Here is a 25,862-nt window from a genome sequence, read left to right on the forward strand (position 1 = left end):
GGGTCTTTACGCGCTTCGGTATATTCCTCGGCCCCAGATAGTCGCGAAATCAATGCATAGTTGGGGTGCCATGCCAGTCGAAACCGTCCCGTTCGATCGCCAAAGCGGTAGTTGGAGCGTACTCGCCGCGCTGGCCGACGCCGACGGCAGCGCGCGTCATCCCTTCGTCCAGGCCATCAGCGCGCGCGACGCGGCGACTCGTGACCTGGCCGATGCGATCCACTTGCTCTGCGCGCTGCATGGGCGGCATCCCGGCGTCATCGACTACGCCCTGACCCATGGCCCCAGCGTCGCAGCCGAGTCCTGGCTCGAGGAAGCGGCAAGCGCTTTTGCCGAGGAGCGCGCATTGCTCGCAAAGCTCACCGCCGCCGCTGGCCCTATCCCCTCGACCCCTGGCCAGGCCGAATCCGAAGCGGCGGTAGCCCACCAGATCCGCGCCCTGGACATGCTCGCCCAGTCGGACCGCACCGGATGCGCGGTGGGCGCGGCGATCGCGCTGGTCCTCGACTGGCGCGTGGTTCGCGATGTGCTGGACGCCGCCGCGACGCGCGCCGGCCTTCCCGTTCCCGCCTCTTCGCTGCCGATAGAAGCCGACACCGCTACGCTAGCCGCGACACTGGCCGCCGACGCGGCGGTGGAACGCGCGATGAGCTTCGGCGCGCAGCAATTGCTCGCGCAGCATCGCGCGCTGTGGGATCTGGCCGAAGCCCGCAAGAGTGCGCGCGACCGGCATTGAGGTTCGGCGCCGGGCGCACCCGCGCTTGCCTTTCGCGACCAGCTAAGCAAAGCAAACCCGACATTCGAAAAGTCGAGGATTGAGCATGATTCGCTTCGCCGGCACCGAAAGCTACGTTGCGACCAACGACCTGAAGGTCGCCGTCAACGCCGCGGTGACATTGCGCCGGCCGTTGCTGGTGAAGGGCGAACCGGGTACCGGCAAGACCGTCCTCGCCTATGAGATCGCCAAGGCCGTCAACGCGCCGCTGATCGAGTGGAACGTCAAGTCGACCACCAAGGCGCAACAGGGCCTGTACGAATATGACGCGGTCGCCCGCCTGCGCGACGGCCAGCTTGGCGACGAGCGCGTCCACGACATCGCAAACTACATCCGCAAGGGTAAGTTGTGGGAGGCGTTCACGGCGCCGCAGGTCCCCGTCCTGCTGATCGACGAGATCGACAAGGCCGATATCGAATTCCCCAACGACTTGCTCCAGGAACTCGATCGCATGGAATTCCATGTCTACGAGACCAAGGAGACCGTGCGCGCCGCCGAGCGCCCGATCGTCGTCATCACCAGCAACAACGAAAAGGAACTGCCCGACGCGTTCCTGCGCCGCTGCTTCTTCCACTACATCAAGTTCCCCGACAGGGACACGATGCAAGCCATTGTCGACGTTCACTTTCCCGGCATCCAGAAGATCCTGGTGTCGAAGGCGATGGACATTTTCTACGACGTCCGCGACGTGCCCGGCCTCAAGAAGAAACCATCGACCAGCGAGTTGCTCGACTGGCTGAAGCTGCTCCTCCACGAGGACATGCCGCTCGACGTGCTCCAGAACCGCGACCCGACCAAGGCGATCCCGCCCCTGCACGGCGCATTGCTCAAGAACGAACAGGACGTGATGCTGTTCGAGCGCCTCGCGTTCATGGCCAAGCGGCAGCAGGGCGGGCCGCGCTGAGCCCTTCGTCATGCCGGGGTTGTCCCGGCATCTGCATTGCCACAATCAACGACTTCGCAGGTGGCGCGGCGGACCCCGGCACAGGGCCGGGGTGACGAAGGAGTCGGGATGAGCGATCCGAACAACGTAAAGGGCGCCACGCGCTTCGCCCGTGTCCGTGCAGCGCTCGAGGCGCGGACGCCCCGGGCCGGATGGCGGCTGTGGATATACGAATTCCTGCTGTTCGGGTTCAAGCAGGGCTGGGCGTGCCTGTTCGGCGCGCTGATGCTCGCGCTGCTGCTCGGCACACATTTCTTCTATCCGGCCGACGCCCCGCTCGCCCGCAACGATTTTCTGACGATCATGGCGGTGCTGATCCAGGCGGGCATGCTCGCTTTCCGGCTGGAGAATTGGGAGGAGGCGAAGGTCATCCTCGCCTTCCACGTCACAGGCACGATCATGGAGCAGTTCAAGACGCGCTCGGGATCCTGGAACTATGCCGATGGCGGCGTGCTACACATCGGCATGGTGCCGCTCTATTCGGGGTTCATGTACGCCGCGGTGGGCAGCTACATCGCCCGCGTCTGGCGCATCTTCCGCTTTCGCTTCGAGCCCTATCCGCCGCTCTGGACGACGATCGTGCTGGCTGTCGCGATCTATATCAATTTCTTCGCGCACCATTGGCTGCCCGACATCCGGCTCGGCCTGTTTGCGGCGACCGCCCTGCTGTTCTGGCGCACCCAGGTCTATTTCACCGTCTGGCGAGCCGAGCGCCGCATGCCGCTTCTCGTCGGCTGGTTCCTGGTCGCCTTGTTCATCTGGTTCGCGGAAAATATCGGTACTTTCGCGCATGCCTGGTCCTACCCCAACCAGCGCAAAGGCTGGGAACTGGTCAGCCCGGCCAAGCTCGGCGCATGGTATCTGCTGATGATCATTTCGTTCGTGATGGTCTCGCTGGTCCACGGCCGGAAATCGCCGCGCGAATAATCATCCTTTAACTGCGTTGCCGTAACGTCGGCGGGTCATGCGGGGTGGAACTATCTTCGGCGGAATGCTTGCGGCGATGCTGGCCGGCGCGGTTGCGTTGCCGGCGCAGGCCGCGTCTTTGCTCGATTATGTTGGCCAGTGCGTGCCCTTCGCGCGCGCCGCTTCCGGCATCCAGATCTACGGCGACGCCTGGACGTGGTGGGACCAGGCGGAGGGCCGCTATCAGCGCGGCGAGACGCCCAGGGTTGGGTCGGTCATGGCGTTCGCGAAGCAGGACCGCCTGCCGCTCGGCCATGTCGCCGTCGTCAGCCGGATCGTCGATGGCCGCGTGCTGATGCTGACGCACGCCAACTGGTCGCGTCAGAACGGCGAGCGCGGCCATGCCGAACAGGACGTCACGGTCTATGACGTCAGCCGCGACAATGATTGGAGCGAAGTCCGCGTCTGGTATCGCGACAATGACGGGCTGGGTAGCACGACCTATCGTGTCAACGGCTTTATCTATCCCGACCGCAAGACCAGGACGGCCCCGGAACTGACCGCGAAACAGCCCGACTATGTCGGCGCGCTGATCGACGCCTATCGCTGAGGCGAAACGCGCGTTACGCTGGCGCGCATGTTCTTCAACTTCCTCGACGAGCTCCGCGCCGCCGGCATCCCCGCCAGCCTGAAGGAGCACCTCATCCTGCTCGAAGCGCTCGACAAGGACGTGATCAGCCGCACGCCGGAGGATTTCTATTACCTGTCCCGCGCGGTGTACGTGAAGGACGAGGGGCTGCTCGACCGCTTCGACCAGGTCTTCGCCAAGGTATTCAGAGGCATCGCAATAACCTATGGCACCACGCAGGCCGAGATTCCCGCCGACTGGCTGAAGTCGGTCGCCGAAAAATATCTGACGCCCGAGGAAATGGAGAAGATCAAGTCCCTCGGCTCGTGGGACGAGATCATGGAGACGCTGAAGAAGCGGCTCGAGGAACAGGAAAAGCGCCACCAGGGCGGCAACAAGTGGATCGGCACCGGCGGCACGTCGCCCTACGGCAATGACGGCTACAATCCCGAAGGCGTGCGGATCGGCGGCGAATCGAAGCATGGCAAGGCGATCAAGGTCTGGGACCAGCGCGAGTTCAGGAATCTCGACAACACGCGCGAGCTCGGCACGCGCAACATCAAGGTCGCGCTGCGTCGCCTGCGCCGCTTCGCGCGCGAAGGATCGGCCGACGAGCTCGACATCGACGGCACGATCGACGGCACCGCGCGGCAGGGCTGGCTCGACATCCGCATGCGGCCGGAGCGGCACAATGCAGTCAAGCTGCTGCTATTCCTCGACGTGGGCGGGTCGATGGACCCGTGGATCAAGCTCTGCGAGGAACTTTTCTCGGCCGCGACCAGCGAGTTCAAGAACCTGGAGTTCTTCTACTTCCATAACTGCCCGTACGAGGGCGTATGGAAGGACAATCGCCGGCGCTTCGCCGAGCGCACGCCGATGTGGGACGTGCTCCACAAATACGGCCATGACTATAAACTCGTGATCGTCGGCGATGGATCGATGAGCCCCTACGAAATCACGCATCCCGGCGGCTCGGTCGAGCATTTCAACGAGGAATCGGGCGCGGTGTGGATGCACCGGCTGACGACGACCTATCCGGCCGCGGTATGGCTCAACCCGATCAAGGAAGAGCAATGGGGCTATTCGCAGTCGATCAAGATCATGCGCGAGCTGATGAACGACCGCATGTACCCGCTGACGCTCGCCGGACTGGACGACGCGATGCGGGAATTGACACGGAAGCGGTGATCAGCCGCAAAGCTGCGCGAGTTTCGCCTCGAACTTGGCGACCAGCGCTAGCCGGCGACTCCGCGCTTCGGCCGTCAGCGCGGTGCGCGCCGCGACCTGCTCCTGCGCCAGACGGCGCGCGTAAAAACGAATATCCGATTCCATTGGGCTGTCCCCGCCCCTGCGATTCCCGACAGCCTTATTGATGTAAATTATGACACTTATTGCATCCACTTTGGGACTAACCGACAGAAGCATACGGCAAAGCGTTGGTTTGATTCGTATTTCGCCTATTTTCCCTTCGCAATCCGCCTTGCGATCGCGCTTCGCTCGGTCACGGCGGCGGAACGTCCGTCCGACGCGTACAACGCCCGGAGATAGGCTGAGTCCGTGGCGGTCAACGATCGCGGCGGTGTCGGCGAACCGTCGAGCAGCGTCAAAATCGTGTCGATCGTTCCGCCTGGCGCAGGCGGTCGAGTATGCGCCAGACCGCGCATAGCCGCATAATCTGCAATCTGGCGCAGGCTAAATCCGACCGTCGCCGCCTCATCGATCACCACGAATGACGCTTCCATATCCTGACGGGTCGGCGCCTTGATGATCGACGCCGACATCACGCGCAACGTCGGGATTCCCCCCAGCGGGTTGGGGCCGGCCTCGTCACGCGTCTTCTTCAGCCCCTGCCCGTCTTCGTTGCGAAGCGATGTCACGCTCCATGCCCGCGCCGGGGCGGGCGCAATTAGGGCGTCGATTTCCCCCGCAGTCAGCCCTTCCAGCCAACCGCTGCGGCGACGGCGAATGTCTGCAACGAGAGCACTGCCGTTCTCCGCGATCACGACGATCAGGTTTGGCGAACATTTCGTTTTGCGATCGACCGACATGCCTGCGGCAAGCGCATCGGCGACGATCCGCCGCTCGACGATTGCGGCATAGTCGCGGGGCAACCCGATGACGACTGGACAGATCGGTTGGTGAAAGCGCGCCAATTGCGTGTCGGTGCGGACCGATATTTCCCCGACATAGCGCTCCACAGCCTTACGGTCGGCGGTGCGGCGGTCGCGTACGACGATGTCATCGTTTGGCGCGGCCGGTGCTGAGCTCTGGGCAAGCGCGGCGGCAGGCATTGCCGAGAGCAGGACCGCGATCAGGGCACGTTCGATCATATACGCCTCAATACAACAGGTGCGGCCGCCGCACATCGGTCCACGCGGCCTCGTCGGGCCGCGTCAGCGCGTCCAGATCGCCGGGCAGCGCGGTCGAGTCATCGACCCATTCGCGCAATCCCGGCCCGCCGTTGATGACGTCGATCGCCAGCTTGTCGAACTCGTATTCGTATGGGAAATCGCGCCACAGATCGTAGTCTGGATAGAGCGACCGGATCGCCTTGAACCCCAGTGCCTGGAGCCGCCACGGCTTGAACGCCGCATGGTCGTACGCCGCGCCCTCGGCATGGATGAACACGCCGTTGCAGAGTTGCCCGGCATGCTTGTGGAAGGTCGGCTGGAACCAGATGTCGCGTAGCGTGCAACCGGCCAGCCACTGCGGCGCGATCCGGTGCATCTCCGCAATCACCGCCTTGGCGTCGATGTCGGGCGCACCGAACAGTTCGAGCGGCCGCGTCGTCCCCCTACCCTCGCTCAGCGTCGTGCCCTCGAGCATCACCGTGCCGGCATAGGCGCGCGCCATGTTGACGTTGGCGGCGTTGGGGCTTGGGTTGATCCACACCCGCTCGGGCGGCCAGCCGAAGCCCGGCGCGGCCTCGGGCGCCCAGCCCTCCATCGCGATGACGCGATAGTCGACGTCAAGCTTGAAGTGGTCGATGAACCACTTGCCCATCTCGCCCAATGTCATGCCGTGCCGCATCGGCATCGGCCCCGCCCCCACAAAGCTCTCCCAGCCGGGCAGCAAAGTCAGCCCCTCGACCGGGCGCCCGGCCGGATTGGGCCGATCGAGCACCCATACCGACTTGCCGTGCTCGGCCGCCGCTTCGAGGACGTAGAGCAGAGTCGTGACGAAGGTATAGATACGGCACCCGACGTCCTGCAGGTCGATCAGGATCGTGTCGAACGTCCCCATCGACTGCCCGCTCGGCCGCCGCACCTCGCCGTAGAGGCTGAAGACCGGGATATTGTAGGTCGGGTCGGTGTAATCGGGCGACTCCATCATATTGTCCTGGAGGTCGCCGCGCACGCCATGCTGAGGCCCGAACATCGCAGATACGTTGAGGCCGCTCGCCACGAGCGCGTCGAGCGAATGCGTCAGGTCCGCCGTCACCGACGCCGGATGCGCGAGCAGCGCGACGCGCTTGCCCGCGAGCGGCTTGCGCAGGTCGGGGTCGGCGAGCAGGCGATCGATACCGAATTTCATGGGGCGTCAGGTGCCGGGAGCTTGGCGATAAAGCAATCCGGGTTATGGAAATCGGGCGGCCCGGGCGCGTGCGCGAGCGCCCAGTAGGATTTGGTGCCGTCGGTTTCCTCAATCACGACGCTCAGGCCGATCTTCGCATCGAGCGTTTTGAGCATCGACAGGTCCAGTTCCGCAGCGAGCCAATACCAACCCGGCGTGTTCGGCGTACTTTCAATCTCCGGATCGAAAGCAAGATCGACGTTGCGCATGCCAGCACGATAGCCTTCGAACCCATAAGCGGCCCACCGGAAAGAGGGCGACAGGTTGAACTCGATGTAATCGCCGCCGCCATCGGGCATCACGAACACTTCGCAGCATGTCGTTTTCCACAATTCGTCCGCACGCTCTGGCTCTAGCATTGGGGGTAGCAACAGCGATCCGTCATGTGCGATGCAAAATTCCAACCAAAAGTCGGTAGGTCGTTCTTGACCGACGGAGGTTTGGACCGCAATCGAAGTCACGCCCTTAGCCGGCGTTTCGGGGTGTGGAATAAGCGAATATCTAGCCACTTCACGCCCCTCCGGCGAAGGCCGGGGTCCAGTTGCGGCCGGCTCGTTGCTGGACCCCGGCCTTCGCCGGGGAGGCGCAAAAAGGCAAGCGCTGGAAAATATCTGCAAGTGTCGCTATGTGCCGCGCCTTCCCATGGCAACAATCCTTCCCTCCCCGCCGCGCGTCGGCATGGTGTCGCTCGGCTGTCCCAAGAACCTTGTCGACAGCGAACGCATCCTGACCAAACTGCGCAGCGACGGCTATCAGATGTCGCCCGATTATGCCGGGGCCGACGTCGTGCTGGTCAACACTTGCGGCTTCCTCGATTCCGCCAAGGAGGAATCGCTTGAAGCGATCGGCGAGGCGCTGTCCGAAAACGGCCGGGTCATCGTCACCGGCTGCATGGGCAAGGAAGCCGAGACGATCCGCGCGCGCTTCCCGAAGGTACTCGCGATCACCGGTGCGCACGAATATGAGCAGGTCGTCGGCGCGGTGCACGACGCGGCGCCGATGCCGCCCAACGCCTTCCTCAACCTGGTGCCGGAAAGCGGCCTGAAGCTCACCCCGCGCCACTACAGCTATCTGAAGATTTCGGAGGGCTGCAACCACCGCTGCGCCTTCTGCATCATTCCCAGCCTGCGCGGCGATCTGGTATCGCGCCGCCCCGACGCGATCCTGCGCGAGGCGGAGAAACTGGTCGAGGCGGGCACGAAGGAACTGCTGGTCATCAGCCAGGACACGTCGGCGTACGGCGTCGACATCAAGCATTTCCCGCGGATGTGGCACGGCCACGAAGTCCGCGCCCACATGACCGACCTGGCGCGCGAACTCGGCAAGATCGCGCCGTGGGTGCGGCTGCACTACGTGTATCCGTATCCGCATGTCGATCAGGTCATTCCGCTGATGGCGGAGGGGCTCATCCTCCCGTACCTCGACATCCCTTTCCAGCATGCCAGCCGCAACGTGCTGAAGCTGATGAAGCGCCCCGCCAACGAGGCCAAGGTGCTCGAACGCGTCAAATCGTGGCGTGCGATGGTGCCCGACATCGCGATCCGATCGACCTTCGTGGTCGGCTTCCCCGGCGAGACCGAGGAGGATTTCCAGTATCTGCTCGACTGGCTGGACGAAGCGCAGCTCGATCGCGTCGGCGCGTTCCGGTTCGAACCCGTGGAGGGTGCCGCGGCGAACGCCCTGCCCGATCATGTGCCCGACGAGGTCAAGGAAGAGCGCTACGCCCGTATCATGGAAAAGACCGCGGCGATCAGCGCGGCGAAACTCGCCGCCAAGGTCGGGCGTACGTTCGACGTGATCGTCGATGCGGTGGATGACGAAGGCGGCGCGACCGGCCGCTCCTATGCCGACGCGCCGGAGATCGACGGCGAGGTCTTCCTGCGCGACGCCGGACATCTGAACGTCGGCGACATCGTGCCTGCGGTCGTCGAGGACGCCGACGACCACGATCTGTATGGGGTTCCAACCTCCGCCTAACCCCCTCCGTCACCCCGGCCTTGAGCCGGGGTCCAGCTTGTGAAGAAGGAAGAAGCGGGATGCCGGATCAAGTCCGGCATGACGATTGATAGCTGAGTCCCGATCCCGGACTCGACTAGCTTTGGCTCTCGCTTCTCGTGTGATCTAAACCAGCCCTGATGGTCAAGGCGCTGATAATCCTGTTCGGCCTGCTCGTCGCGAGCATGGCGCCCGCGCAAGTCGCGCCGCAGCGGATCGTCTCGTCCGTTGATCCGCTGACGATGGGGACGGACGATTTCACTCGCCTCGCCGACCCCGCCTTGTGGGAGGGACTTACCGTCACCCGCATTGAATTCCGCGACGACCGCGCCTTTTGGCGTATCTATCGCATCGATAATATCCGCAAACCCAAGGGCCCGCTCTGGTTCGTCCCGCACGATAACGAAAATGCCGCGTTCCAGGCCGCGATCTACGCTGTGCGCGCCTATGGCGGCCAGGTCATCGCGGTCGAGGAAGCGCGGTCGACCAGCGGGCCGGACAGCCGGATGAACGGCGACGTCGCGTTCGGCAAGCCGATCGACCCCAACCGCAACTTTCGCGACGAGACGCCCAATTACGCCCGCGAGATCCTCGCAGGCCTCGGCCAGCCGCCGCGGCTGATCGTTGCGCTCCACACCAACGAAGCGGGCTACGACGCGGCCTCTTCGCTCTGCGGACCTCCGCCCCCGGCCTATACCGGCAGGGGCGAGATTTCGGTTCTGCTGTGCAACGACCTCTACACGCCGCGCCGCTCGGTCTATGCAGACTGGCCGTTCGACGACACCGACAGCGTCGCGATCGTATCCTACCCCGGCAGCGGCGGACCCGGCGACGGCTATTGCGTCGGGGCGCTCGCCGATGCCGACATGAACATCATGCTCGAACGCGTGATGACCAGCGACGGGTCGCTGTCCAACTTCGCGCTGTTCCACGGCTTGCCCTATGTGAATCTGGAAACGCAGGAGCGCGGCGTCACACCCTCGGGCCTCGGCGATGCGCGCAGCCGGTTGCTGGCGATGATCGGGATTGTGATGGATCGCTGCGCGCCGATCGAGGGCCTGTCGCTGCGCCCGCCACGCGCGCCCGAGCCGATCCGTCCGCCCAAGCGCAAGAAGTGGCGCTAAACCGGGACTAGCGCACCGCGTCCGCGCGGTTATGGTGCGCTGCCATGACACCACGCCATTTGCTCGCGCTCCCGTTCGTCCTGCTCGCCACGCCGGTCCTGGCGCAGGACCTTACCCCCGCCGAAACCGCACAGGTCGATGCGATCGTCAGCGACGCGCTCGCCAAAACCGGGGTGCCGTCCGCTTCCATCGCGATCGTCCGCGACGGGAAGATCGTACTGGCCAAAGCCTATGGCAAACAGTCCGAAACGCTGAAGGATACGAGCGCGGACCGGCCCTACCAGATCGCCTCCATCTCCAAGCAGTTCACCGCCGCCGCGCTGCTGCTGCTCGAGGATGAGGGCAAGCTGAGCCTCGACGACACCGTGTCGAAATGGCTTCCCGGCATATCGGGCGGCGACAAGATCAAGCTGCGGCAATTGCTCAGCCACACATCGGGGCTGCAGGATTACTGGCCGCAGGATTACAGCTTCGCCGCGATGGCCAAGGCCACCACGCCGCAGGGCATCGTCGATCGCTGGGCGAAGAAGCCGCTCGATTTCGAACCGGGCGCGCAGTGGCAATATTCGAACACCGCCTATGTCGTCGCCGGAATGATCGTGGAGAAGGCGGCGGGCAAGCCCTTGCTCGCATACCTCCAGGAGAAGATCTTCAAGCCGCTCGGGATGAAGGCGATCGACCAGGACAAGGCGATCGGCCCAGCTTTCCCGCAAGGTTATGGCCGCTATGCGCTCGGCCCGGTGCGACCTGAAAAGCCGTCGGCGCCGGGCTGGCTATACGCCGCCGGCGAACTGTCGATGTCGGCGGCGGACCTCGCCAAGTGGGACATCGCGCGAATCAACCGCAGCCTGCTCCCCGGCGACGACTGGGAAGCGCAGGAAACCACGGTCAAGCTGACCGACGGCACGGACACTCGGTACGGGCTTGGGGTTTTCGTCCGTAACATCAACGGACGCGTCGGGATCGAGCATAGCGGCGAAGCGGTCGGCTTCATTTCCGAGAACGTTGTCTATCCGAAAGACAAGGCCGCGTTCGTCGTCCTGACCAACAGCTGGTCGGCGGGCGCGGCGTCGCAGATCGCCGGCAAGCTCGCCGCCACCTTCCTGCCACCGCCCGCCAAGACCGCGAGCGGGGACGAAGCACAGGCCGCCACGAAAGCGCGCGTGGTCTTCGACCAATTGCGCGGCGGCACGCTCGACCGGTTGCTGCTGACCGAGGACGCCAATTACTATTTCACGCCGACGGCGATCGCCGATTACCGCGCCAGCCTCGGCCCGCTCGGCGACCCGCAGAGCTTCACGCCCCGCGGCGGCGGCACATTGCGCGGCGGGTTCGTCATCCGCGGCTATGTCATCAAATATGCCGACCGCACGCTGAACCTCAGCACCTTCTTCGACCCGGCGACGGGCAAGATCGAGCAGTTCCTCGTCACGCCGAGCGGCCAGTGACCGACTTTGCCGCGCTGCTCCAGCCCGATCGCGGCCAGCCGGCGCGCACGATCGAAGTCATTCATCCGGACGACTATGCCGACTGGCTGAAGGGCCAACCAAAGCGCATCCGCGCGCTGCTCGACGCCCAGAAGGTGACGGGCAAGGCGGGCAACAAGGCGATCCTGCCCGGCGAGGGCGAGGACTGGTCGGCGCTGCTGGTGTGCGATGATGATCTGTCATCGCCGTGGCGCGTCGCGTCGCAGCCAGGGTTCCTGCCCGAAGGCACCTATCGCCTGAAACCCGCTGAGGTCGGCGCCGCGGGACTCGGCTGGCTGCTCGCGCAATACCGGTTCGATCGTTATACCAAGCCCGACAAGGACAGCGGCCCACGCGTCCTGCTGACCGGCGATCCGGCGAGCATCGACGAAACCGTTCGCCTCGCCCAGGCCACCACCCTGGTGCGCGACCTGGTCAATACCGGGTCGTCGGACATGGGTCCGGCCGAGCTCGAGACCGAAGCGGAGAAGCTCGCGAAGAAGCATCACGCCACCACCCACGTCACGCGCGGCGATGCGCTGGCGAAGGGCTATCCGATGATCGACGCGGTCGGCCGCGCCGCTGCCAAGCATCGCGCGCCCCGCCTGATCGAACTCGAATGGGGGAACCCCAAGCACCCGCGTATCGCTGTGATCGGCAAGGGCGTGTGCTTCGATTCGGGCGGACTCGACATCAAACCGGCCAGCGGCATGCGGCTGATGAAGAAGGACATGGGCGGCGCGGCGCACGCGCTGGCGCTGGCAAGCCTGATCATGGACTCGCGGCTGCCGGTGCGGCTCCACCTGCTGATCCCGGCGGTCGAGAACTCCATATCCGCCGACGCCTTCCGCCCCGGCGACGTGCTGGCGACGCGCAAGGGCCTGACGGTCGAGAACACGAACACCGACGCCGAAGGCCGCCTCGTCCTGGGTGACGCGCTGACCAAGGCTGGCGAAGACAAGCCGGAGCTGATCATCGATTTTGCCACCCTCACTGGCGCAGCGCGTGTAGCGCTCGGCCCGGATTTGCCCGCGACCTTCGTCAACGACGAGGCGCTGGCAAACGAGCTGCTGGCGGCAGGAACGGCGACCTATGACCCACTGTGGCGAATGCCGCTGTGGGACGGCTATGACGAGTATCTCAAGTCCGACATCGCCGACCTGATCAACGCCCCCGACAACGGCTATGCCGGCGCGGTGACGGCGGCGCTGTTCCTCCGCCGCTTCGTCCCCGAAGGCGCCGCCTGGGCGCACCTGGACACGTTCGCCTGGCGCCCGACCGCGAAGAATGGACGACCCAAGGGTGGCGAAGCGTATGGGCTGCGCGCGGCGTGGGCGATGCTAAGGGGGCGGTTTGGGTAAATGAGTAACTGATTGGGAAGCTGTCGCTCGCTCAGAAAATGCCCACCGCTGCGTCGGCCCAGATAAGCATTACGACGCCCAACGCTATCGAAACGATTAGAGAGCGGATGTTCCATCGCGTGGACGCGCGAAAAGCCAACTCAACCGAGCCTCCGAGACACCCTAACAGCAAGCCAGCAGCCAGGAAGTCGTTAAGATCCCAGACAACCTCTTTTGTGAATTGCATTGCGACAAGCGGCAATGCGAGCAGCAAACATAGCGCGCCCCACAACAAGTAGCGCCAATCACCCATACCTGTGCTTTCTCGCCGCACGCTGATCATCGCAAACGCTCCGAAGTTCTTTCTTACAAGACCAGAGCGCACCGATGTCCGCAAGTAGGTCGTTAGCCGACGTCCCCAACGACAGCAGCGGCCTCGATGATCGGCACGAATTTGGCAGCCGTCAGGCTTGCGCCACCGACCAGCGCGCCGTCGACGTCGCCCGCGCCGAGCAGTTCCGCTGCATTGTCGGGCGTCACCGACCCGCCGTACAATATCCGCATCCCCTCGGCCTGATTGCCGATCATCGCGCGCAGCTGTTCGCGGATCGCGCCGTGCATCGCCGCGACATCCGCCGCCGTCGGCGTGCGCCCGGTGCCGATCGCCCAGACCGGTTCATAGGCGATCGACAGCCAGTCCGCCGCCGCGCCATCGGGCAGCGACCCCGCGACCTGCGCCGTCACCACCGCTTCCGCATCGCCCGCATCACGCTGGTCGAGCGTTTCGCCGACGCACAGGATGGCCGCGATGCCGTTGCGATACGCGGCCTCCGCCTTGCCCTTCACATCGGCGTCGGTCTCGCACTGGTCGGCGCGGCGCTCGCTATGCCCGACGATCGTGAAGATCGCCCCCGCTTCCTTGACCATCGCCGCCGATACGCAACCGGTATGCGCGCCCTTGTCGGCGGCATGCACGTCCTCCGCCCCGATCGCCAGGCCGGGAACGAGCTGAACGGCAGGCGCGATCAGCGTCGCGGGGACCGCCACCGCGACATCGACCTCCGGCGCGGCCAGCGCCGCCGTGCGAATGCCGTCGAGCTCGACCAGCGACGCCAAACTCCCGTTCATCTTCCAATTGCCCGCGATCAGCTTGCGCCGTGTCATAGATCCTCCCGTTTTCGCCGCCCGCGATAACGCGCGCGGGGCAACAGGCAACCCGCTTGATGCCTGCGCGCCCTCCCCCTAAAGCGAGCGATCATTTTCGCACAATCGATCGGTTTCCATGCTCGGTATCTTTCGCGGCTTTCTGAATTCGAAGGTCGGCCTCATCATTACCTTCGCCGTGCTCGGCATCATCGCGCTGGCGTTCGGGCTGGGCGACGTGACCGGACTGCGCTCGAACGCGGTCAATGGCGGCCCGACCGGATCGACGCTGGTCACGATCGGCAAGGAAGCGGTCACGTCGACCGAGATCCGGGCCAATACCGAACGGACGATCAACGCCTATCGCCAGCAATACCCGCAACTGACGATGGAGGAATTCATCACCAAGGGCGGCTTTGACGGTCCGTTCGAGAACCGCATCAACTCGACCGCGCTGGCTTTGTTCGGCGAAAGCCAGGGGATGCGCGTCGGCCGCGCGCTGGCGGACACGGAAATCACGTCGCAGCCGCAGTTCAAGGGGCTCGACGGCAAGTTCGACCGCGAACTCTACAAGCAATTTCTCGCTCAACAGCGGATGGGCGACGCCGAGCTCCACACCGAAATCGGGCGCAACATGCTGGCCCAGCTCGTGATCGGACCGATGTTGCCGCAGGCGACCGGCACGCTGGCCGCACCAGCCTCGATCGCGACGCCGTATGCGTCGATGCTGCTCGAAAAGCGCACCGGTACGGTCGCGTTCATCGACACGAAGAAAATCCCGCAGGGCGCCCCCGTCACCGACGCCGAAGCCGCCGCTTATTACAAGGCGAATATCGACCGCTACACCGTGCCGGAACGCCGTTCGGTACGGTATGCCACCGTCTCGATCGCCGATCTGCGCGCCAAGTCGGCGCCCACCGACGCCGAGATCGCCAAGGCCTATACCGCTGCCGCCGCGACCTTCGCGCCGACCGAGAAACGATCGATGCGTCAGGTCGTGCTGCTCGACCAGAAAAGCGCCGATGCGCTGGCGGCAAAGGTCCGCAGCGGCACCCCGATCGAGGCCGCGGCCAAGGCGGTCGGACTCGACGCCGGTCTGCTCGCCGACCAGACTAAGGCGGCCTACGCCGCCCAGACCAGCGCCGCGATCGCCGACCAGCTGTTCGCCGCCAACGAAGGCGCAGTGATCGGGCCGGTCAAGACCGCGCTCGGCTGGGCGGTGATCCATCTCGAAAAGATCACCAAGGTCCCCGGCAAGACGCTGGAACAGGCCAAGCCTGACCTGGTCAAGACCCTGACCGACCAGAAGACCGCCGTCGCCGCCAGCGCTTTGCGCGCCCAGATCAGCGACGCGATCGCCAACAACGCGACCATCGACGAGATCGCGCAGAAGCTCTCCCTGACGCTTCAATCCTCGCCCGCGCTCGACGCGCAGGGGAACGATCCCGACACCAAGACGCCGCCCCCCGCCCAGCCCGATCCGCTGCGCGCGGTCCTGAGCGCGGTCGCGTTCCAGGCCGATGTCGAGGACAATCCGCAAATCGCGCCGGTCGACAAGGAGGGCGGCTTCGCGCTGGTCAAGCTCGACAAGGTCGTTCCCGCCGCGCCGCGTCCGCTCGCCAGCGTGATCGACGAGGTGAAGAAGAACTTCATCGTCGATCGCCAGGTGCGCGCGGCGCGCGACGTCGCCACCGCCGTCCGCGACAAGGTCGGCAAGGGAACGCCGCTCGCCAAGGCCCTGGCCGAAACCGGCATCGCGTTCGACGCGACCAAGCCCATCACCGGCACGCGCGGACAACTCGTCGGCACGAACAAGCCCGACCGCGGCCTGATCCTGTTGTTCAACACGCCGCAGGGCGCCGCAAAGGTACTCGAAGCGCCATACAAGGGCGGCTGGTTCGTGATCGTCACCGATTCGATCCAGCGAGGCGACGCCCGCCAGAAACCCGACGAGATCAAGAGGTTGCAGGCCTATCTCGGCGGTCAGGCTGCCGACGAATATGCCCAGCAGTTCGTCCGGGCGGTGCGCAATCAGGTGGGCGTGAAGCGCAACGACGCGGCGATCAATGCGCTGCGCGCCGAACTGCTTGGCCAGGGCGGTTCGCCCGACGGCCAGTAAGTCCGGCGATGGTCGAGGGGGCGGAAGCGGCGCGGGCGGCGATCGCCGCCGGACGGCCCGCGCTCGTGTGGCGCAGGCAAGTTGCCGATACCGAAACGCCGGTCGCCGCCGCGCTCAAGCTGATCGAGCCCGAACGCGGCGACTTCCTGCTCGAATCGGTCGAGGGCGGCGCGGTGCGCGGGCGGCACAGCCTGCTCGGGCTCGCCCCCGATTTGGTGTTTCGCGCGAAGGGCGAGCGAGCGGAAATCAACCGGCACTGGCTGACCGACCGCGCGGCGTTTGCGGACGCCGGCAAGCCGACCCTCGACGCCTTTCGCGATCTCGTCGCGTCGTGCCGGATGGACGCCGTCCCCCCCGAACTGCCGCGCGCGCTGGCCTGTCTGGTCGGCTATTTCGGCTATGAGACGGTGGGATTGGTCGAAACGCTGCCGCGTCCCGCAGGCGACGGCCTGGGCCTCCCCGACATGGTGTTCGTTCGCCCGACCGTTGTGCTGATCTTCGACCGGCTGGCGGACCAATTGTTCCTCGTCGCGCCGCTCTGGCCCGACAGCGGCCTGACTGCAGACCGTGCGATCGCCCTGGCGGAGGAGCGGATCGACGCGGTCGCGGCGCGGCTGGCAAGCGCCGCCGCCCCTGCCCCACGCGCCGGCGATTTACCCGAACCCGCTTTGACCCCGGTGCTGCCCGAGGGCGCATATCGGTCGATGGTGCTCAAGGCGAAGGACTATATCGCGGCTGGCGACATCTTTCAGGTCGTGCTCGCGCAACGCTTCACCGCACCGTTCGTGCTGCCGCCGATCGAACTCTACCGCGCGCTCAGGCGAATCAACCCCTCGCCGTTCCTGTATTTCCTCGATCTGCCCGATTTCGCGCTGTCTGGGTCGAGTCCGGAAATCCTCGTCCGGCTGCGCGACGGCGACGTCACGATCCGTCCGATCGCCGGCACGCGCCCGCGCGGCGCGACCGCCAGCGAAGACGAGGAAAACCGCACGTCCCTGCTCGCCGATCCCAAGGAACGCGCCGAGCATCTGATGCTGCTCGATCTCGGGCGTAACGATGCGGGTCGCGTCGGCGCGGCCGGCAGCGTGCGCGTCACCGACAGTTATACGGTCGAGATGTACAGCCACGTCATGCACATCGTCTCTAACGTCGTCGCGCGGCTGGATGACGGCAAGGACGCGCTCGACGCGCTGTTCGCGGGTTTCCCCGCCGGGACCGTCTCTGGCGCGCCCAAGGTTCGCGCGTGCGAGATCATCGCCGAACTCGAGCCAGAAGCGCGCGGCGCTTATGCCGGCGGCGTCGGCTATTTCTCGCCCGACGGATCGATGGATTCGTGCATCGTGCTCAGGACCGCCATCGTCAAGGACGGCGTGATGCACGTTCAGGCGGGTGCTGGAATCGTGGCGGATTCGACCCCCGAATACGAACAGCGCGAATGCGAGGCGAAGGCCGGCGCCCTCCTCGCTGCTGCGCGCGAAGCCGTCGCCCGGGCGCAGGATGCGCGGTTCGGGCAGTAGGCCTCCACAATCAAGGCGCTACCCCGTCGTGGCCTGAACCTAACCTAGGACGATCACTGCACCGGCTGGTTCGGATCCTCGTTGGTGCCCTTGGCGCGTTTCTCCGCCTTGAACTGGCGGGCGATCGCGCGCGCGCAGCCGGTCTGCCCGCCCGATCCCACCGGCGAACACGTATCGGGCAACCCCGCCGCCTCGCGGCTGGTCTGTTCGTCGGTCGCGAGCCGCGTGGTCCAGGCCTGGTTCTTCGAGGGGATAGGCCCGCTCTCGCGCAGTTCCTTGGGAATGCGATAGGGATTGTCGACGCGGTTGCAGACGACAATCTCGTCCGCGGTCGATTCGGGACATTTGTCGGTCGCGCTGATCGTCACCGACTTGATCCGCGCGGGCGGCTGGCCGGATTCGGCCTGCTTGTCCTGCGCGATGGCGCCGACAGGGAGCGCGAGCAGGGTCAGCGCGACAAGAGCGGTACGGATCATGAAACTGCGACCTTTGGTTGAGTGGCTTCAACGCCACCGAGATAGGATCGATCCCGTATCAATCCAACCGCGCGCGGGCCGAAACGCGGCGAAACGAAGGCGCGGTGTCGATTGTCGTCGCGGACGAGACCCGCTAGCGGGACCGCGATGATCCTGGTTATCGACAATTACGACAGCTTCACCTGGAACCTGGTCCATTACCTGATGGAGCTGGGCCAGGAGGTGCGGGTCGTGCGCAACGACGCGCTGACCGCGCGCGACGCGATCGCGAGCAATGCCGAAGGCTTCCTGATCTCGCCCGGCCCGTGCACCCCCAACGAGGCCGGGATCAGCCTCGATCTGGTCGCGGCGTGCGCGGAGGCGGGCAAGCCGCTGCTCGGCGTGTGCCTGGGCCATCAGTCGATCGGCCAGCATTTCGGCGGGCGCGTGGTGCGCGGCGGGCTGATGCACGGCAAGACGTCGGCGATCACGCATGACGGCACGGGCCTGTTCGCGGGCGTCCCCTCCCCGTTCCGGGCGACGCGCTATCACTCGCTGGTGGTCGAGGAAATTCCGGCCGAGCTGGTGGTGAACGCGACCGCCGACGACGGCTTCGTGATGGGCTTCCGCCACCGCGACCTCCCGATCCACGGCGTGCAGTTCCATCCGGAGAGCATCGCGACCGAGCATGGCCACGCGCTGCTGGCGAACTTCCTGGAGATCGCGGGCCTGAAGCCGAAGGCGTTGGCGTGACCAGCGTCTCGCTGCTGCCCGATCCCGCGACCCCGCTGTCGCACGAATCCGCGCGGCAGGCCTTCGCCGACATCCTCGACGCCAAAGCCAGCGAGGAAGCGATCGCCGACTTCCTGATCGCGCTCAGCGATCGCGGCGAGACCAGCATCGAGATCGCCGAGGCCGCCCGCGCGCTGCGCGACCGCCTGATCCCGATCGACGCGCCGCCGACCGCGATCGACGTGTGCGGCACCGGCGGCGACGGGCACCACACGCTCAACGTCTCGACCGCGGTGTCGCTGGTGGTCGCGGCCAACGGCGTCCCCGTCGCCAAACATGGCAACCGCGCCGCCTCCAGCAAGGCCGGCGCCGCCGACACGCTCGAAGCGCTCGGCCTCGATATGGAGCGCGCCGGCGCGATGGCTCAGGCCACTCTCGCCGATCTCGGCATCTGTTTCCTGTTCGCCGCCAACCACCACCCGGCGATGAAGCGCATCACCCCGATCCGCCGGCGCATCGGCAAGCGCACGATCTTCAACCTGATGGGTCCGCTCGCCAACCCCGCGCACGTCACGCGCCAGCTGATCGGCATTGCCCGCCCCGATTATGCTGAAACCTATGCCGAGGCGCTGGGCGCGCTCGGCACCGAAGCCGGGCTGATCGTGTCGGGCGAGGAAGGGCTCGACGAAGTGTCGGGCGCCGGGCCGACCGTCGCGATCAGCGTCGGCCAGCTTTCGATGCCCGCCCGCATCGCGCCGGAGGATGCCGGCCTGCCCCGTCACCCGATCGCAGCGATCCATGGCGGCGATCCCGCCTACAACGCCGCCGCCTTGCGCCGCCTGCTCCAAGGCGAACATGGCGCCTATCGCGACGCTGTCCTGATCAACGCCGCCGCCGCCTTGATGGTCGCGGGCCATGTCGACAGCCTAACCGAGGGTGCGGAGGAAGCGGCCGAAATGATCGACCGCGGGCTTGCCAACGCGCTGCTCGACTGCTGGATCGCCTATAAATGACCGACATCCTGCAACGCATCGTCGAGACCAAGCGCGCCGAGGTCGCCGCGAAGAAGGCGACCACCTCGCTCGCCAGCCTGGACGCGATGATCGCGCGCCGCGACGCCCCGCGCGGGTTCAAGGCCGCGCTCGACAAGCGGGCGAAGACCGGCCCCGCGTTGATCGCCGAGATCAAGAAGGCCAGCCCCTCAAAGGGCTTGATCCGCGCCGATTTCGATCCGCCCGCCCACGCCCGCGCCTATCAACGGGGCGGCGCGACTTGCCTGTCGGTCCTGACCGACGAGCAATATTTCCAGGGTGACGACGCCTATCTTCGCGCCGTCCATGACGCCGTCGCGCTGCCGGTCATCCGCAAGGATTTCATGATCGATCCGTGGCAAGTTCACGAAAGCCGCGCGCTGGGCGCCGACGCGATCCTGATCATCGTTGCCGCACTGGACGACGGAGCGATGGCGGAGATCGAGGCGGCGGCGATCGACTGCCGGCTCGACGCGCTGGTCGAGGTGCACGACGAACGCGAGATGGAACGCGCTCTGAAGCTGAAGTCGCGGCTGATCGGCGTCAACAACCGCGACTTGCGCGACTTTACCGTCAGTTTCGACCGCACCTGGGAGCTGGTCGGCAAGGCGCCCGAAGGCTGCACCTTCGTCGCCGAAAGCGGGCTGACCGGCCGCGCCGATCTCGACGCGATGCGCGCGCACGGCATCAACTGCTTCCTGGTCGGCGAGGCGTTGATGCGCGCGGCCGATGTGGAGGCGGCGACGCGGGAGCTGTTGGCACAGTAGAACCCGTTCGGGCTGAGCTTGTCGAAGCCCGTGTCCGGCACACGCCCTTCGACAAGCTCAGGGCGAACGGAGTAGGGAGGAAGCGATGACCACCCTCACCCATATCGACGACACGGGCGCGGCCCGGATGGTCGATGTCTCGGCCAAGCCCGACACGCAACGCCGCGCCGTGGCCGAAGGCCGTATCGCGATGTCGGCGGACGCCGCCGCCGCGATCCGGGATGGCGCGGTCGCGAAGGGCGACGTCCTCGCCGTCGCGCGCGTCGCCGGGATCATGGCGGCCAAACGCACCGGAGACCTCATCCCGCTCTGCCACCCCCTCCCCATCGCCAGCGTCGCGATCGACTTGGCACCCGACGACGCCGGCGTCACCGCCACCGCGAGCGTCACCACCACCGGCAAGACCGGGGTCGAGATGGAAGCGATGACCGCCGTCTCGGTCGCGCTGCTGACGATCTACGACATGACCAAGGCGGTCGATAAGGCAATGGTGATCGGCGGCGTGCGCCTGATCGAAAAGACCGGCGGCAAATCGGGCGACTGGCGCGCGCCCTAAGGCTTTACGCGCCGGAACCGGATCGTCCGCCCGTACCGTTCGAACACCAGATCGCCGCCCGCGCGCGTCAGCGGCGTCGCCCGAAAATCGACCTTCCCCAGATCGTTCGGCTCGAACCGGAACGCAAACCCGTATCCCTTGGCGGGGTCGATCGTCACCGGCGCGCTCGCCAGGTCGAACATATCGAGCGACGGCGCGACCTTTACCGGCGGATTACCCGGATCGATCGCGATCGACGTGTCGCCCTCGCCCAATTGCTGATCGATCACGCGCCCGTCGGTCAGCACGACGTGCGCGTCGAAATATTGCCGGCTCATCCCGCTCGGCAACGCCAGCGTGATCCTCACCGTCCCGCGCGGCGCGACCGTCTGCCCGATCAGGCTGAACCGCGGCGGCGTTACCCGATCGCTGGTCAACCGCACCACGCGATCATCGGCAGCCCACGTCCCCGCCGCCTGTTCGTCGAGCGCGCCATAGGACATGGCATAATCGAACCGCCCATCGGCCTTCAGCCGCAACCCTACCGCCATTTCCATCTGCCCGCCGTCATAGGTGCCTATCAAGGCCGCGGGATGGGGGTCGGCCGCCGCGGCGACGAGTGCGGGCAACATCATCGCGATCAACGCCCTCATGCCCGCTCCCCCGCAAAATGCTGTCCCGACGCCGTCGCACTATGCCATAGCGGCGGCATGTCGTCTCCCACCCCATGCGACCCCTGCGCCGTATGACCCTCCTGCCCGTCGCCGACGCCCAGGCGCGGTTGTTCGCGATGGCGCCGCGCGTCGCCACAGAGACGGTCTCGCTGGCGCAGGCAGCCGGGCGCTGGACGGCGGCGCCGGTGATCGCACGCCGATCGCAACCCGCCGCCGACCTGTCGGCGATGGACGGCTATGCGATCCGCTTCGCCGACTTGCCCGGCCAGTGGCGCGTGATCGGCGAGAGCGCGGCCGGGCGCGCCTTTGCCGGACCGGTCGGGCCGGGCGAGGCGGCACGCGTCTTCACCGGGGCGGCGATGCCGACGGGTACCGACAGCGTATTGGTGCAGGAAGAAGCGGCGCGTGACGGCGACACCTTGCGCTTGTCCGGCGAAGGGCCGCCCGTGCTGGGCAAGAGCGTGCGGCGCAAGGGTCTCGATTTCAACGCGGGCGACACGCTGATCGTAGCAGGCGAGCGGCTGACCCCCGCACGGATCGCGCTGGCGGCGACCGGCGGGCATGGCGAACTGACGGTCGCCCGGCGGCTCCGCGTCGCGATCCTGGCGACGGGGGACGAGTTGATAGCCCCCGGCGCAACTTCCGACGATCCGCTCACGCTGCCAGAAGGCAATAGTGCGATGCTCGCCGCGATGCTCGCCGACCTGCCCGTCGATGTAGAATCTCTTGGCATCATCCCCGACCGGCTCGACGCGCTCACCGCCGCGTTCACCGGGTCACAGGCCGATATCGTCGTCACCACCGGGGGCGCGTCGGTCGGCGACCACGACCTTGTCCGCCCCGCGCTGGAGGTGGCGGGCGGGGCGGTAAACTTCTGGCGAATCGCGATCCGGCCGGGCAAGCCGATGCTGGCCGGAACGCTCGGCGATGCGGTCGTCCTCGGCCTGCCCGGCAATCCCGTGTCGGCGTTCGTCACCGCCACCCTGTTCCTCCGCCCCCTGATCGCGGCGATGGCGGGCGCGCGACACCCATTGCCACGAACACTGACCGCAACGCTGGCTGAATCGCTGCCCGCGAACGACCATCGGCAGGATTATCTGCGCGCAACGATTTCCAACGGGCGCGTCGCCACGGCCGCCATCCAGGACAGTTCGATGCTCGCGACCCTGGCCCGCGCCGACTGTCTGATCGTCCGCGCATCGCACGCGCCGGCCGCCCAAACGGGCGACACGGTGGAGATCATCGCGCTCGCTTGACTTGCCGTTTTATGTTCCATATTGGTTCCGCGTCTGTTCTAGGACGGAGGAACATCATGCTCACGAAGAAGCAGCACGAACTCATCTGCTTCATCAACGACCGGCTCGCCGAAACAGGCGTATCGCCGTCGTTCGAGGAAATGAAGGACGCGCTCGACCTCAAGTCGAAATCGGGCGTGCACCGCCTGATTTCCGCGCTCGAGGAGCGTCAGTTCCTGCGTCGCCTGCCCAATCGCGCGCGCGCGCTCGAAGTTTTGAAGATGCCCGAACGCGCCGAAAAGCGCGGCGCGGCGGTTCCAAAGCCCAGCAACTTCCGCCCCATCCCCGAACCCGCCAACGACGTGATCGAAATCCCGCTGCACGGCCGCATCGCCGCCGGCGTACCGATCGAAGCGTTTGAGGGCACGTCAACCCTCTCGGTTCCCGCGGCACTACTCGGAAATGGCGAACATTATGCGCTGGAAGTGTCGGGCGATTCGATGGTCGAGGCGGGTATTCTCGACGGCGATTATGCGCTGATCCGCCGCACCGAAACGGCGCGCGATGGCGAAATCGTCGTCGCGCTGATCGAAGACAGCGAGGCGACGCTCAAATATTTCCGTCGCGAAGGCGCTATGGTCCGGCTCGACCCGGCCAATCGCGCCTACGATCCGCAGCGTTATTCCCCGGCGCAGGTCCGCGTGCAGGGTCGCCTCGCGGGTTTGCTGCGGCGCTACGACTGACGATCCACGGGTGACGGTCACCGGGCGAGCGGACGGTGACGACCTGCCCGCTCGACAGCGCGATCGCCACGCCGCCGGTCCTGCGCAGCGCCAGCGCGTCGAGCTTTAGCCATTTCGGCGTGCAAGTGCGCGGCAAGCGGCGATCGCTGACAACGATGTCCGCCGATCGGCACGCAGCGACGAGCTGCTCGATCGGGAGCTGATAGACGCTCCGCGTGGCGAGGATGCGGAACGTGTGTCCGCCCGACGCGACCGTCGCCAGGCACGCATCGCGGCTGCACGACGCGAACGGTTGTTCGGACAGTAACAGCGCTCCGCCATCGACCCCCACATTCTCGGCCATCGTGTCACGGGCATAGTCGCCCGCCCGGTCACGCAGCATCGCCACACCACCGCCCGGCGTCCGGACCGCGAGATGCTGGCCGTCTCCTGATACAAGCAGGTCAGGCGCGGGCGTCGCCAGCGCCCAGAACGCTCCGACGGCAAACGGCCCGATCCCCGCCAGCCGCCACCGCGTCCGCCACAGCACAACCCACAACCCGCCGGCGATCATCAGCCCATAGGCTCCGCCCGGCATCGCGGGCAGCATCGCGAGCGATCCCGGCGCACCCGCGGCACTATGCGCAACCCACAGCAAGAGGTTGAGCGCCTTTCCCGTCACCCACCAGAACGGCGCCCCCAGCCCCACCGCGTCGAACGCCAGCGCCAGCGCTTCCGCCGGCATGATCACGAACGTCGTCAGCGGGATCGCGACGATGTTGGCAAACGCGCCGTAAAGACCGCTCTTATGGAAATGGTAGAGCGCGATCGGCGCCAGCGCAGCCTCGACCATCACGCCGGTCAGCAGCAGCGACGCGACCTCCCGAGTGGCCTTCCGCCACCACGCCTCGTCGCGCTTCATGAACCAGGCTTTGACGCGCGGCTGTTCGTGCAGGGCGACGATCGTTGCCACCGCCGCGAACGACAATTGGAAACTCGGCCCCATCAGCGCCTCGGGCCACAACAGCAGCACGACGAAGGCGCCCGTCGCGACTAGCCGCAAGGTGATCGCCTCGCGCCCCATCGCCAGCGCCGCCAGCACCAGCAACGCCGCGATGCACGACCGGGCGGTCGGCACTTGGCCACCGGTCAGCAATGTATAGCCGATCGCCGCCAGCGCCCCGAACCCCGCTGCGATCACCGGGATTCGCGTGCGCAGCGCCAGCCACGGCCACAAAGCGAGCAGCCGAGTCATCGCCCAGATCGTCCCGGCAACCACCGCCGTGATGTGCAACCCGCTGACCGACAACAGGTGGGCAAGGCCGGATCGCCGCATCGCGTCCGAATCGACCTCACTGATCGCCCCTTCGTCCCCCGCCGCCAGCGCCGCCGCGACGCCGCCCTCGCTCCCCGGCAAGCGCGCTTCGATATGCGCCGCGAGCGCGGCCCTCAGGCCGTTCGACCCGCTGCCAGGCGTCAGCACCGTAACCGGCGCGATCCCCTTCCCCGTCGCGCCCAGCCGATCGAACCACGCGACGCGGCGGAAATCATAAGCGCCCGGCACGGTCGCCGCGTTGGGCGGCATCAGCCGGGCCTGCAGCCTGATCGTCGCGCCGATGCCAAGATCGGCCGGCATGTCGCTCTGCGCGAGATTGACTCGAATGCGCGGCGGCAAGGCGGGCGGCGGCCGCGCCGCGTCACGATCGGTGTCGCTCTCCACCGCCAGCGGCGCCAGCCGAAGCCGCACCAGTTCGCGCGCCGGCAGTGGCTCCACTCCTTCGACTCGCGCCGTCATTGTCACGATCGTCGGCCGCGCCAGTACGGGAGCGGCGACGCTTTCCGCCCGCGACCACGCCAGCGCGATCCCCAGTGCCGCCATCGCAGCGCCGATCGCCACCGATCGCCCCGCGCGTCCATGCCGCCCCACCGCAATCGCCGCCAGCGCAACGGCGCCGAGCGCGCACATCGCCGCGACCCATTGCGCCGGATCGGGCAACACGAACCATACGGCGGTCCCGCCCCCCAGCGCCACTGGCAGCCACAGCGGCAACTGGTCCCGCTCCGCCTCCAACCACGCCTCAAGTGCGTCGCGCGCACGCCGGCCCCTTGCGGCCTGCGTTTGAAGCCACGAAATGTAAGTGCTAGAGGCCCCCTCGGCGATCGTCGCCATATGTCTTTCAGC

General features: G+C 66.3%; 26 protein-coding genes. 17 read left to right on the forward strand and 9 right to left on the reverse strand.

The annotated features are described in order from the left end of the window. The first annotated feature begins 70 nt into the window (after window positions 1–70). From J0J06_RS06410 to J0J06_RS06430, 5 genes are all read left to right on the forward strand, one after another. A complete protein-coding gene (locus J0J06_RS06410; RefSeq protein WP_294040481.1) occupies window positions 71–736 on the forward strand; it encodes a hypothetical protein in 666 nt (221 codons plus the stop codon). Window positions 737–824: 88 nt separating this feature from the next. Next, a complete protein-coding gene (locus J0J06_RS06415; protein ID WP_294040858.1) occupies window positions 825–1,679 on the forward strand; it encodes a MoxR family ATPase in 855 nt (284 codons plus the stop codon). Between the two features lie 108 nt (window positions 1,680–1,787). Continuing rightward, the gene (locus J0J06_RS06420; protein ID WP_294040482.1) at window positions 1,788–2,645 is read left to right on the forward strand and encodes a DUF817 domain-containing protein; all 858 of its coding nucleotides are present in this window, start codon (window positions 1,788–1,790) and stop codon (window positions 2,643–2,645) included. A 64-nt stretch (window positions 2,646–2,709) separates the two neighbouring features. Then, the gene (locus J0J06_RS06425) at window positions 2,710–3,234 is read left to right on the forward strand and encodes a CHAP domain-containing protein (protein WP_294040483.1); all 525 of its coding nucleotides are present in this window, start codon (window positions 2,710–2,712) and stop codon (window positions 3,232–3,234) included. A gap of 27 nt (window positions 3,235–3,261) precedes the next feature. After that, window positions 3,262–4,440, forward strand: coding sequence for a VWA domain-containing protein (locus J0J06_RS06430; RefSeq protein WP_294040484.1), 1,179 nt, complete (start codon window positions 3,262–3,264; stop codon window positions 4,438–4,440). On the opposite strand, the gene J0J06_RS06435 is transcribed toward J0J06_RS06430, so the two are convergent. From J0J06_RS06435 to J0J06_RS06450, 4 genes are all read right to left on the reverse strand, one after another. After that, window positions 4,441–4,584 carry a hypothetical protein gene (locus tag J0J06_RS06435; RefSeq protein WP_294040485.1) on the reverse strand — a complete coding sequence of 48 codons (144 nt, stop codon included), beginning with the start codon at window positions 4,582–4,584 and terminating at the stop codon, window positions 4,441–4,443. A 125-nt stretch (window positions 4,585–4,709) separates the two neighbouring features. Continuing rightward, a complete protein-coding gene (locus J0J06_RS06440) occupies window positions 4,710–5,582 on the reverse strand; it encodes a hypothetical protein (protein ID WP_294040486.1) in 873 nt (290 codons plus the stop codon). A gap of 7 nt (window positions 5,583–5,589) precedes the next feature. Next, entirely contained in the window at window positions 5,590–6,786 is a 1,197-nt protein-coding gene (locus J0J06_RS06445) for a DUF1343 domain-containing protein (RefSeq protein ID WP_294040487.1), read from the reverse strand. Then, window positions 6,783–7,124, reverse strand: a complete 342-nt coding sequence (locus J0J06_RS06450) for a hypothetical protein (protein ID WP_294040488.1) — start codon at window positions 7,122–7,124, stop codon at window positions 6,783–6,785. Before J0J06_RS06450 ends, J0J06_RS06445 begins: the two co-directional genes overlap by 4 nt. 343 nt (window positions 7,125–7,467) lie before the next feature. Between J0J06_RS06450 and rimO the strand changes: the two genes are divergently transcribed. The 4 genes from rimO to J0J06_RS06470 all read left to right on the forward strand — a co-directional run bounded on the left by rimO (window position 7,468) and on the right by J0J06_RS06470 (window position 12,771). After that, window positions 7,468–8,802: a 30S ribosomal protein S12 methylthiotransferase RimO gene (rimO, locus tag J0J06_RS06455; protein WP_294040489.1), complete on the forward strand. Its 1,335-nt coding sequence runs from the start codon at window positions 7,468–7,470 to the stop codon at window positions 8,800–8,802. Between the two features lie 158 nt (window positions 8,803–8,960). Next, complete coding sequence (locus J0J06_RS06460) at window positions 8,961–9,944, forward strand: hypothetical protein (protein ID WP_294040490.1); 984 nt, start codon at window positions 8,961–8,963, stop codon at window positions 9,942–9,944. A gap of 44 nt (window positions 9,945–9,988) precedes the next feature. Continuing rightward, entirely contained in the window at window positions 9,989–11,392 is a 1,404-nt protein-coding gene (locus J0J06_RS06465; protein ID WP_294040491.1) for a serine hydrolase, read from the forward strand. Then, window positions 11,389–12,771 (forward strand): M17 family metallopeptidase, encoded by a 1,383-nt coding sequence (locus tag J0J06_RS06470; protein WP_294040492.1) that lies wholly within the window; start codon window positions 11,389–11,391, stop codon window positions 12,769–12,771. Before J0J06_RS06465 ends, J0J06_RS06470 begins: the two co-directional genes overlap by 4 nt. Before the next feature lie 31 nt (window positions 12,772–12,802). Here J0J06_RS06470 and J0J06_RS06475 read toward each other — a convergent pair whose 3' ends face one another. After that, window positions 12,803–13,093, reverse strand: a complete 291-nt coding sequence (locus J0J06_RS06475) for a hypothetical protein (RefSeq protein ID WP_294040493.1) — start codon at window positions 13,091–13,093, stop codon at window positions 12,803–12,805. A 62-nt stretch (window positions 13,094–13,155) separates the two neighbouring features. Next, a complete protein-coding gene (gene tpiA / locus J0J06_RS06480; protein WP_294040494.1) occupies window positions 13,156–13,914 on the reverse strand; it encodes a triose-phosphate isomerase in 759 nt (252 codons plus the stop codon). A gap of 118 nt (window positions 13,915–14,032) precedes the next feature. Here tpiA and J0J06_RS06485 point away from each other — a divergent pair, with 118 nt between their 5' ends. Together J0J06_RS06485 and J0J06_RS06490 are read left to right on the forward strand one after the other, a co-directional pair. Beyond that, window positions 14,033–16,012: a peptidylprolyl isomerase gene (locus J0J06_RS06485; RefSeq protein WP_294040495.1), complete on the forward strand. Its 1,980-nt coding sequence runs from the start codon at window positions 14,033–14,035 to the stop codon at window positions 16,010–16,012. Between the two features lie 8 nt (window positions 16,013–16,020). Beyond that, window positions 16,021–17,529 (forward strand): chorismate-binding protein, encoded by a 1,509-nt coding sequence (locus J0J06_RS06490; RefSeq protein WP_294040496.1) that lies wholly within the window; start codon window positions 16,021–16,023, stop codon window positions 17,527–17,529. A gap of 53 nt (window positions 17,530–17,582) precedes the next feature. On the opposite strand, the gene J0J06_RS06495 is transcribed toward J0J06_RS06490, so the two are convergent. Next, window positions 17,583–18,005 carry a hypothetical protein gene (locus J0J06_RS06495; RefSeq protein ID WP_294040497.1) on the reverse strand — a complete coding sequence of 141 codons (423 nt, stop codon included), beginning with the start codon at window positions 18,003–18,005 and terminating at the stop codon, window positions 17,583–17,585. A gap of 147 nt (window positions 18,006–18,152) precedes the next feature. Here J0J06_RS06495 and J0J06_RS06500 point away from each other — a divergent pair, with 147 nt between their 5' ends. The 4 genes from J0J06_RS06500 (at window position 18,153) to moaC (ending at window position 21,070) form a co-directional block, all read left to right on the forward strand. Further along, on the forward strand, window positions 18,153–18,737 hold the full coding sequence (locus tag J0J06_RS06500; RefSeq protein ID WP_294040498.1) for an aminodeoxychorismate/anthranilate synthase component II: 585 nt from the start codon (window positions 18,153–18,155) through the stop codon (window positions 18,735–18,737). After that, complete coding sequence (trpD, locus tag J0J06_RS06505) at window positions 18,734–19,729, forward strand: anthranilate phosphoribosyltransferase (protein WP_294040499.1); 996 nt, start codon at window positions 18,734–18,736, stop codon at window positions 19,727–19,729. Before J0J06_RS06500 ends, trpD begins: the two co-directional genes overlap by 4 nt. After that, entirely contained in the window at window positions 19,726–20,514 is a 789-nt protein-coding gene (trpC, locus tag J0J06_RS06510) for an indole-3-glycerol phosphate synthase TrpC (protein ID WP_294040500.1), read from the forward strand. Before trpD ends, trpC begins: the two co-directional genes overlap by 4 nt. A gap of 85 nt (window positions 20,515–20,599) precedes the next feature. Then, window positions 20,600–21,070: a cyclic pyranopterin monophosphate synthase MoaC gene (moaC, locus tag J0J06_RS06515; protein ID WP_294040501.1), complete on the forward strand. Its 471-nt coding sequence runs from the start codon at window positions 20,600–20,602 to the stop codon at window positions 21,068–21,070. Here moaC and J0J06_RS06520 read toward each other — a convergent pair. Next, window positions 21,067–21,702, reverse strand: coding sequence for a hypothetical protein (locus J0J06_RS06520; RefSeq protein ID WP_294040502.1), 636 nt, complete (start codon window positions 21,700–21,702; stop codon window positions 21,067–21,069). The two genes, moaC and J0J06_RS06520, sit on opposite strands and share 4 nt — an antisense overlap. Window positions 21,703–21,794: 92 nt before the next feature. On the opposite strand from J0J06_RS06520, the gene glp reads away from it, so the two are divergent. After that, window positions 21,795–22,979: a gephyrin-like molybdotransferase Glp gene (glp, locus tag J0J06_RS06525; RefSeq protein WP_294040503.1), complete on the forward strand. Its 1,185-nt coding sequence runs from the start codon at window positions 21,795–21,797 to the stop codon at window positions 22,977–22,979. Between the two features lie 56 nt (window positions 22,980–23,035). Next, window positions 23,036–23,701 (forward strand): transcriptional repressor LexA, encoded by a 666-nt coding sequence (gene lexA / locus J0J06_RS06530; RefSeq protein ID WP_294040504.1) that lies wholly within the window; start codon window positions 23,036–23,038, stop codon window positions 23,699–23,701. Here the strand turns inward: lexA and J0J06_RS06535 are convergent. Next, on the reverse strand, window positions 23,592–25,850 hold the full coding sequence (locus J0J06_RS06535; protein ID WP_294040505.1) for a ComEC/Rec2 family competence protein: 2,259 nt from the start codon (window positions 25,848–25,850) through the stop codon (window positions 23,592–23,594). The genes lexA and J0J06_RS06535 overlap by 110 nt on opposite strands. Window positions 25,851–25,862: the final 12 nt, after the last annotated feature.

It is taken from the genome of Sphingomonas sp. (genome assembly GCF_017304615.1).
Lineage (GTDB): Bacteria > Pseudomonadota > Alphaproteobacteria > Sphingomonadales > Sphingomonadaceae > Sphingomonas.

Excerpts from the sequence above, each read along its gene's own strand:
- J0J06_RS06440 (WP_294040486.1), bottom strand. The coding sequence starts at position 5,582 with ATGATCGAACGTGCCCTGATCGCGGTCCTGCTCTCGGCAATGCCTGCC.
- J0J06_RS06410 (WP_294040481.1), top strand. The coding sequence starts at position 71 with ATGCCAGTCGAAACCGTCCCGTTCGATCGCCAAAGCGGTAGTTGGAGC.
- J0J06_RS06425 (WP_294040483.1), top strand. The coding sequence starts at position 2,710 with ATGCTTGCGGCGATGCTGGCCGGCGCGGTTGCGTTGCCGGCGCAGGCC.
- J0J06_RS06435 (WP_294040485.1), bottom strand. The coding sequence starts at position 4,584 with ATGGAATCGGATATTCGTTTTTACGCGCGCCGTCTGGCGCAGGAGCAG.
- moaC (WP_294040501.1), top strand. The coding sequence starts at position 20,600 with ATGACCACCCTCACCCATATCGACGACACGGGCGCGGCCCGGATGGTC.
- J0J06_RS06430 (WP_294040484.1), top strand. The coding sequence starts at position 3,262 with ATGTTCTTCAACTTCCTCGACGAGCTCCGCGCCGCCGGCATCCCCGCC.
- J0J06_RS06450 (WP_294040488.1), bottom strand. The coding sequence starts at position 7,124 with ATGCCCGATGGCGGCGGCGATTACATCGAGTTCAACCTGTCGCCCTCT.
- J0J06_RS06465 (WP_294040491.1), top strand. The coding sequence starts at position 9,989 with ATGACACCACGCCATTTGCTCGCGCTCCCGTTCGTCCTGCTCGCCACG.
- J0J06_RS06485 (WP_294040495.1), top strand. The coding sequence starts at position 14,033 with ATGCTCGGTATCTTTCGCGGCTTTCTGAATTCGAAGGTCGGCCTCATC.
- trpC (WP_294040500.1), top strand. The coding sequence starts at position 19,726 with ATGACCGACATCCTGCAACGCATCGTCGAGACCAAGCGCGCCGAGGTC.
- J0J06_RS06475 (WP_294040493.1), bottom strand. The coding sequence starts at position 13,093 with ATGATCAGCGTGCGGCGAGAAAGCACAGGTATGGGTGATTGGCGCTAC.
- J0J06_RS06490 (WP_294040496.1), top strand. The coding sequence starts at position 16,021 with ATGGTCGAGGGGGCGGAAGCGGCGCGGGCGGCGATCGCCGCCGGACGG.
- lexA (WP_294040504.1), top strand. The coding sequence starts at position 23,036 with ATGCTCACGAAGAAGCAGCACGAACTCATCTGCTTCATCAACGACCGG.
- J0J06_RS06535 (WP_294040505.1), bottom strand. The coding sequence starts at position 25,850 with ATGGCGACGATCGCCGAGGGGGCCTCTAGCACTTACATTTCGTGGCTT.
- rimO (WP_294040489.1), top strand. The coding sequence starts at position 7,468 with ATGGCAACAATCCTTCCCTCCCCGCCGCGCGTCGGCATGGTGTCGCTC.
- J0J06_RS06500 (WP_294040498.1), top strand. The coding sequence starts at position 18,153 with ATGATCCTGGTTATCGACAATTACGACAGCTTCACCTGGAACCTGGTC.
- J0J06_RS06495 (WP_294040497.1), bottom strand. The coding sequence starts at position 18,005 with ATGATCCGTACCGCTCTTGTCGCGCTGACCCTGCTCGCGCTCCCTGTC.
- tpiA (WP_294040494.1), bottom strand. The coding sequence starts at position 13,914 with ATGACACGGCGCAAGCTGATCGCGGGCAATTGGAAGATGAACGGGAGT.
- glp (WP_294040503.1), top strand. The coding sequence starts at position 21,795 with ATGACCCTCCTGCCCGTCGCCGACGCCCAGGCGCGGTTGTTCGCGATG.
- J0J06_RS06520 (WP_294040502.1), bottom strand. The coding sequence starts at position 21,702 with ATGAGGGCGTTGATCGCGATGATGTTGCCCGCACTCGTCGCCGCGGCG.
- J0J06_RS06460 (WP_294040490.1), top strand. The coding sequence starts at position 8,961 with ATGGTCAAGGCGCTGATAATCCTGTTCGGCCTGCTCGTCGCGAGCATG.
- J0J06_RS06420 (WP_294040482.1), top strand. The coding sequence starts at position 1,788 with ATGAGCGATCCGAACAACGTAAAGGGCGCCACGCGCTTCGCCCGTGTC.
- J0J06_RS06445 (WP_294040487.1), bottom strand. The coding sequence starts at position 6,786 with ATGAAATTCGGTATCGATCGCCTGCTCGCCGACCCCGACCTGCGCAAG.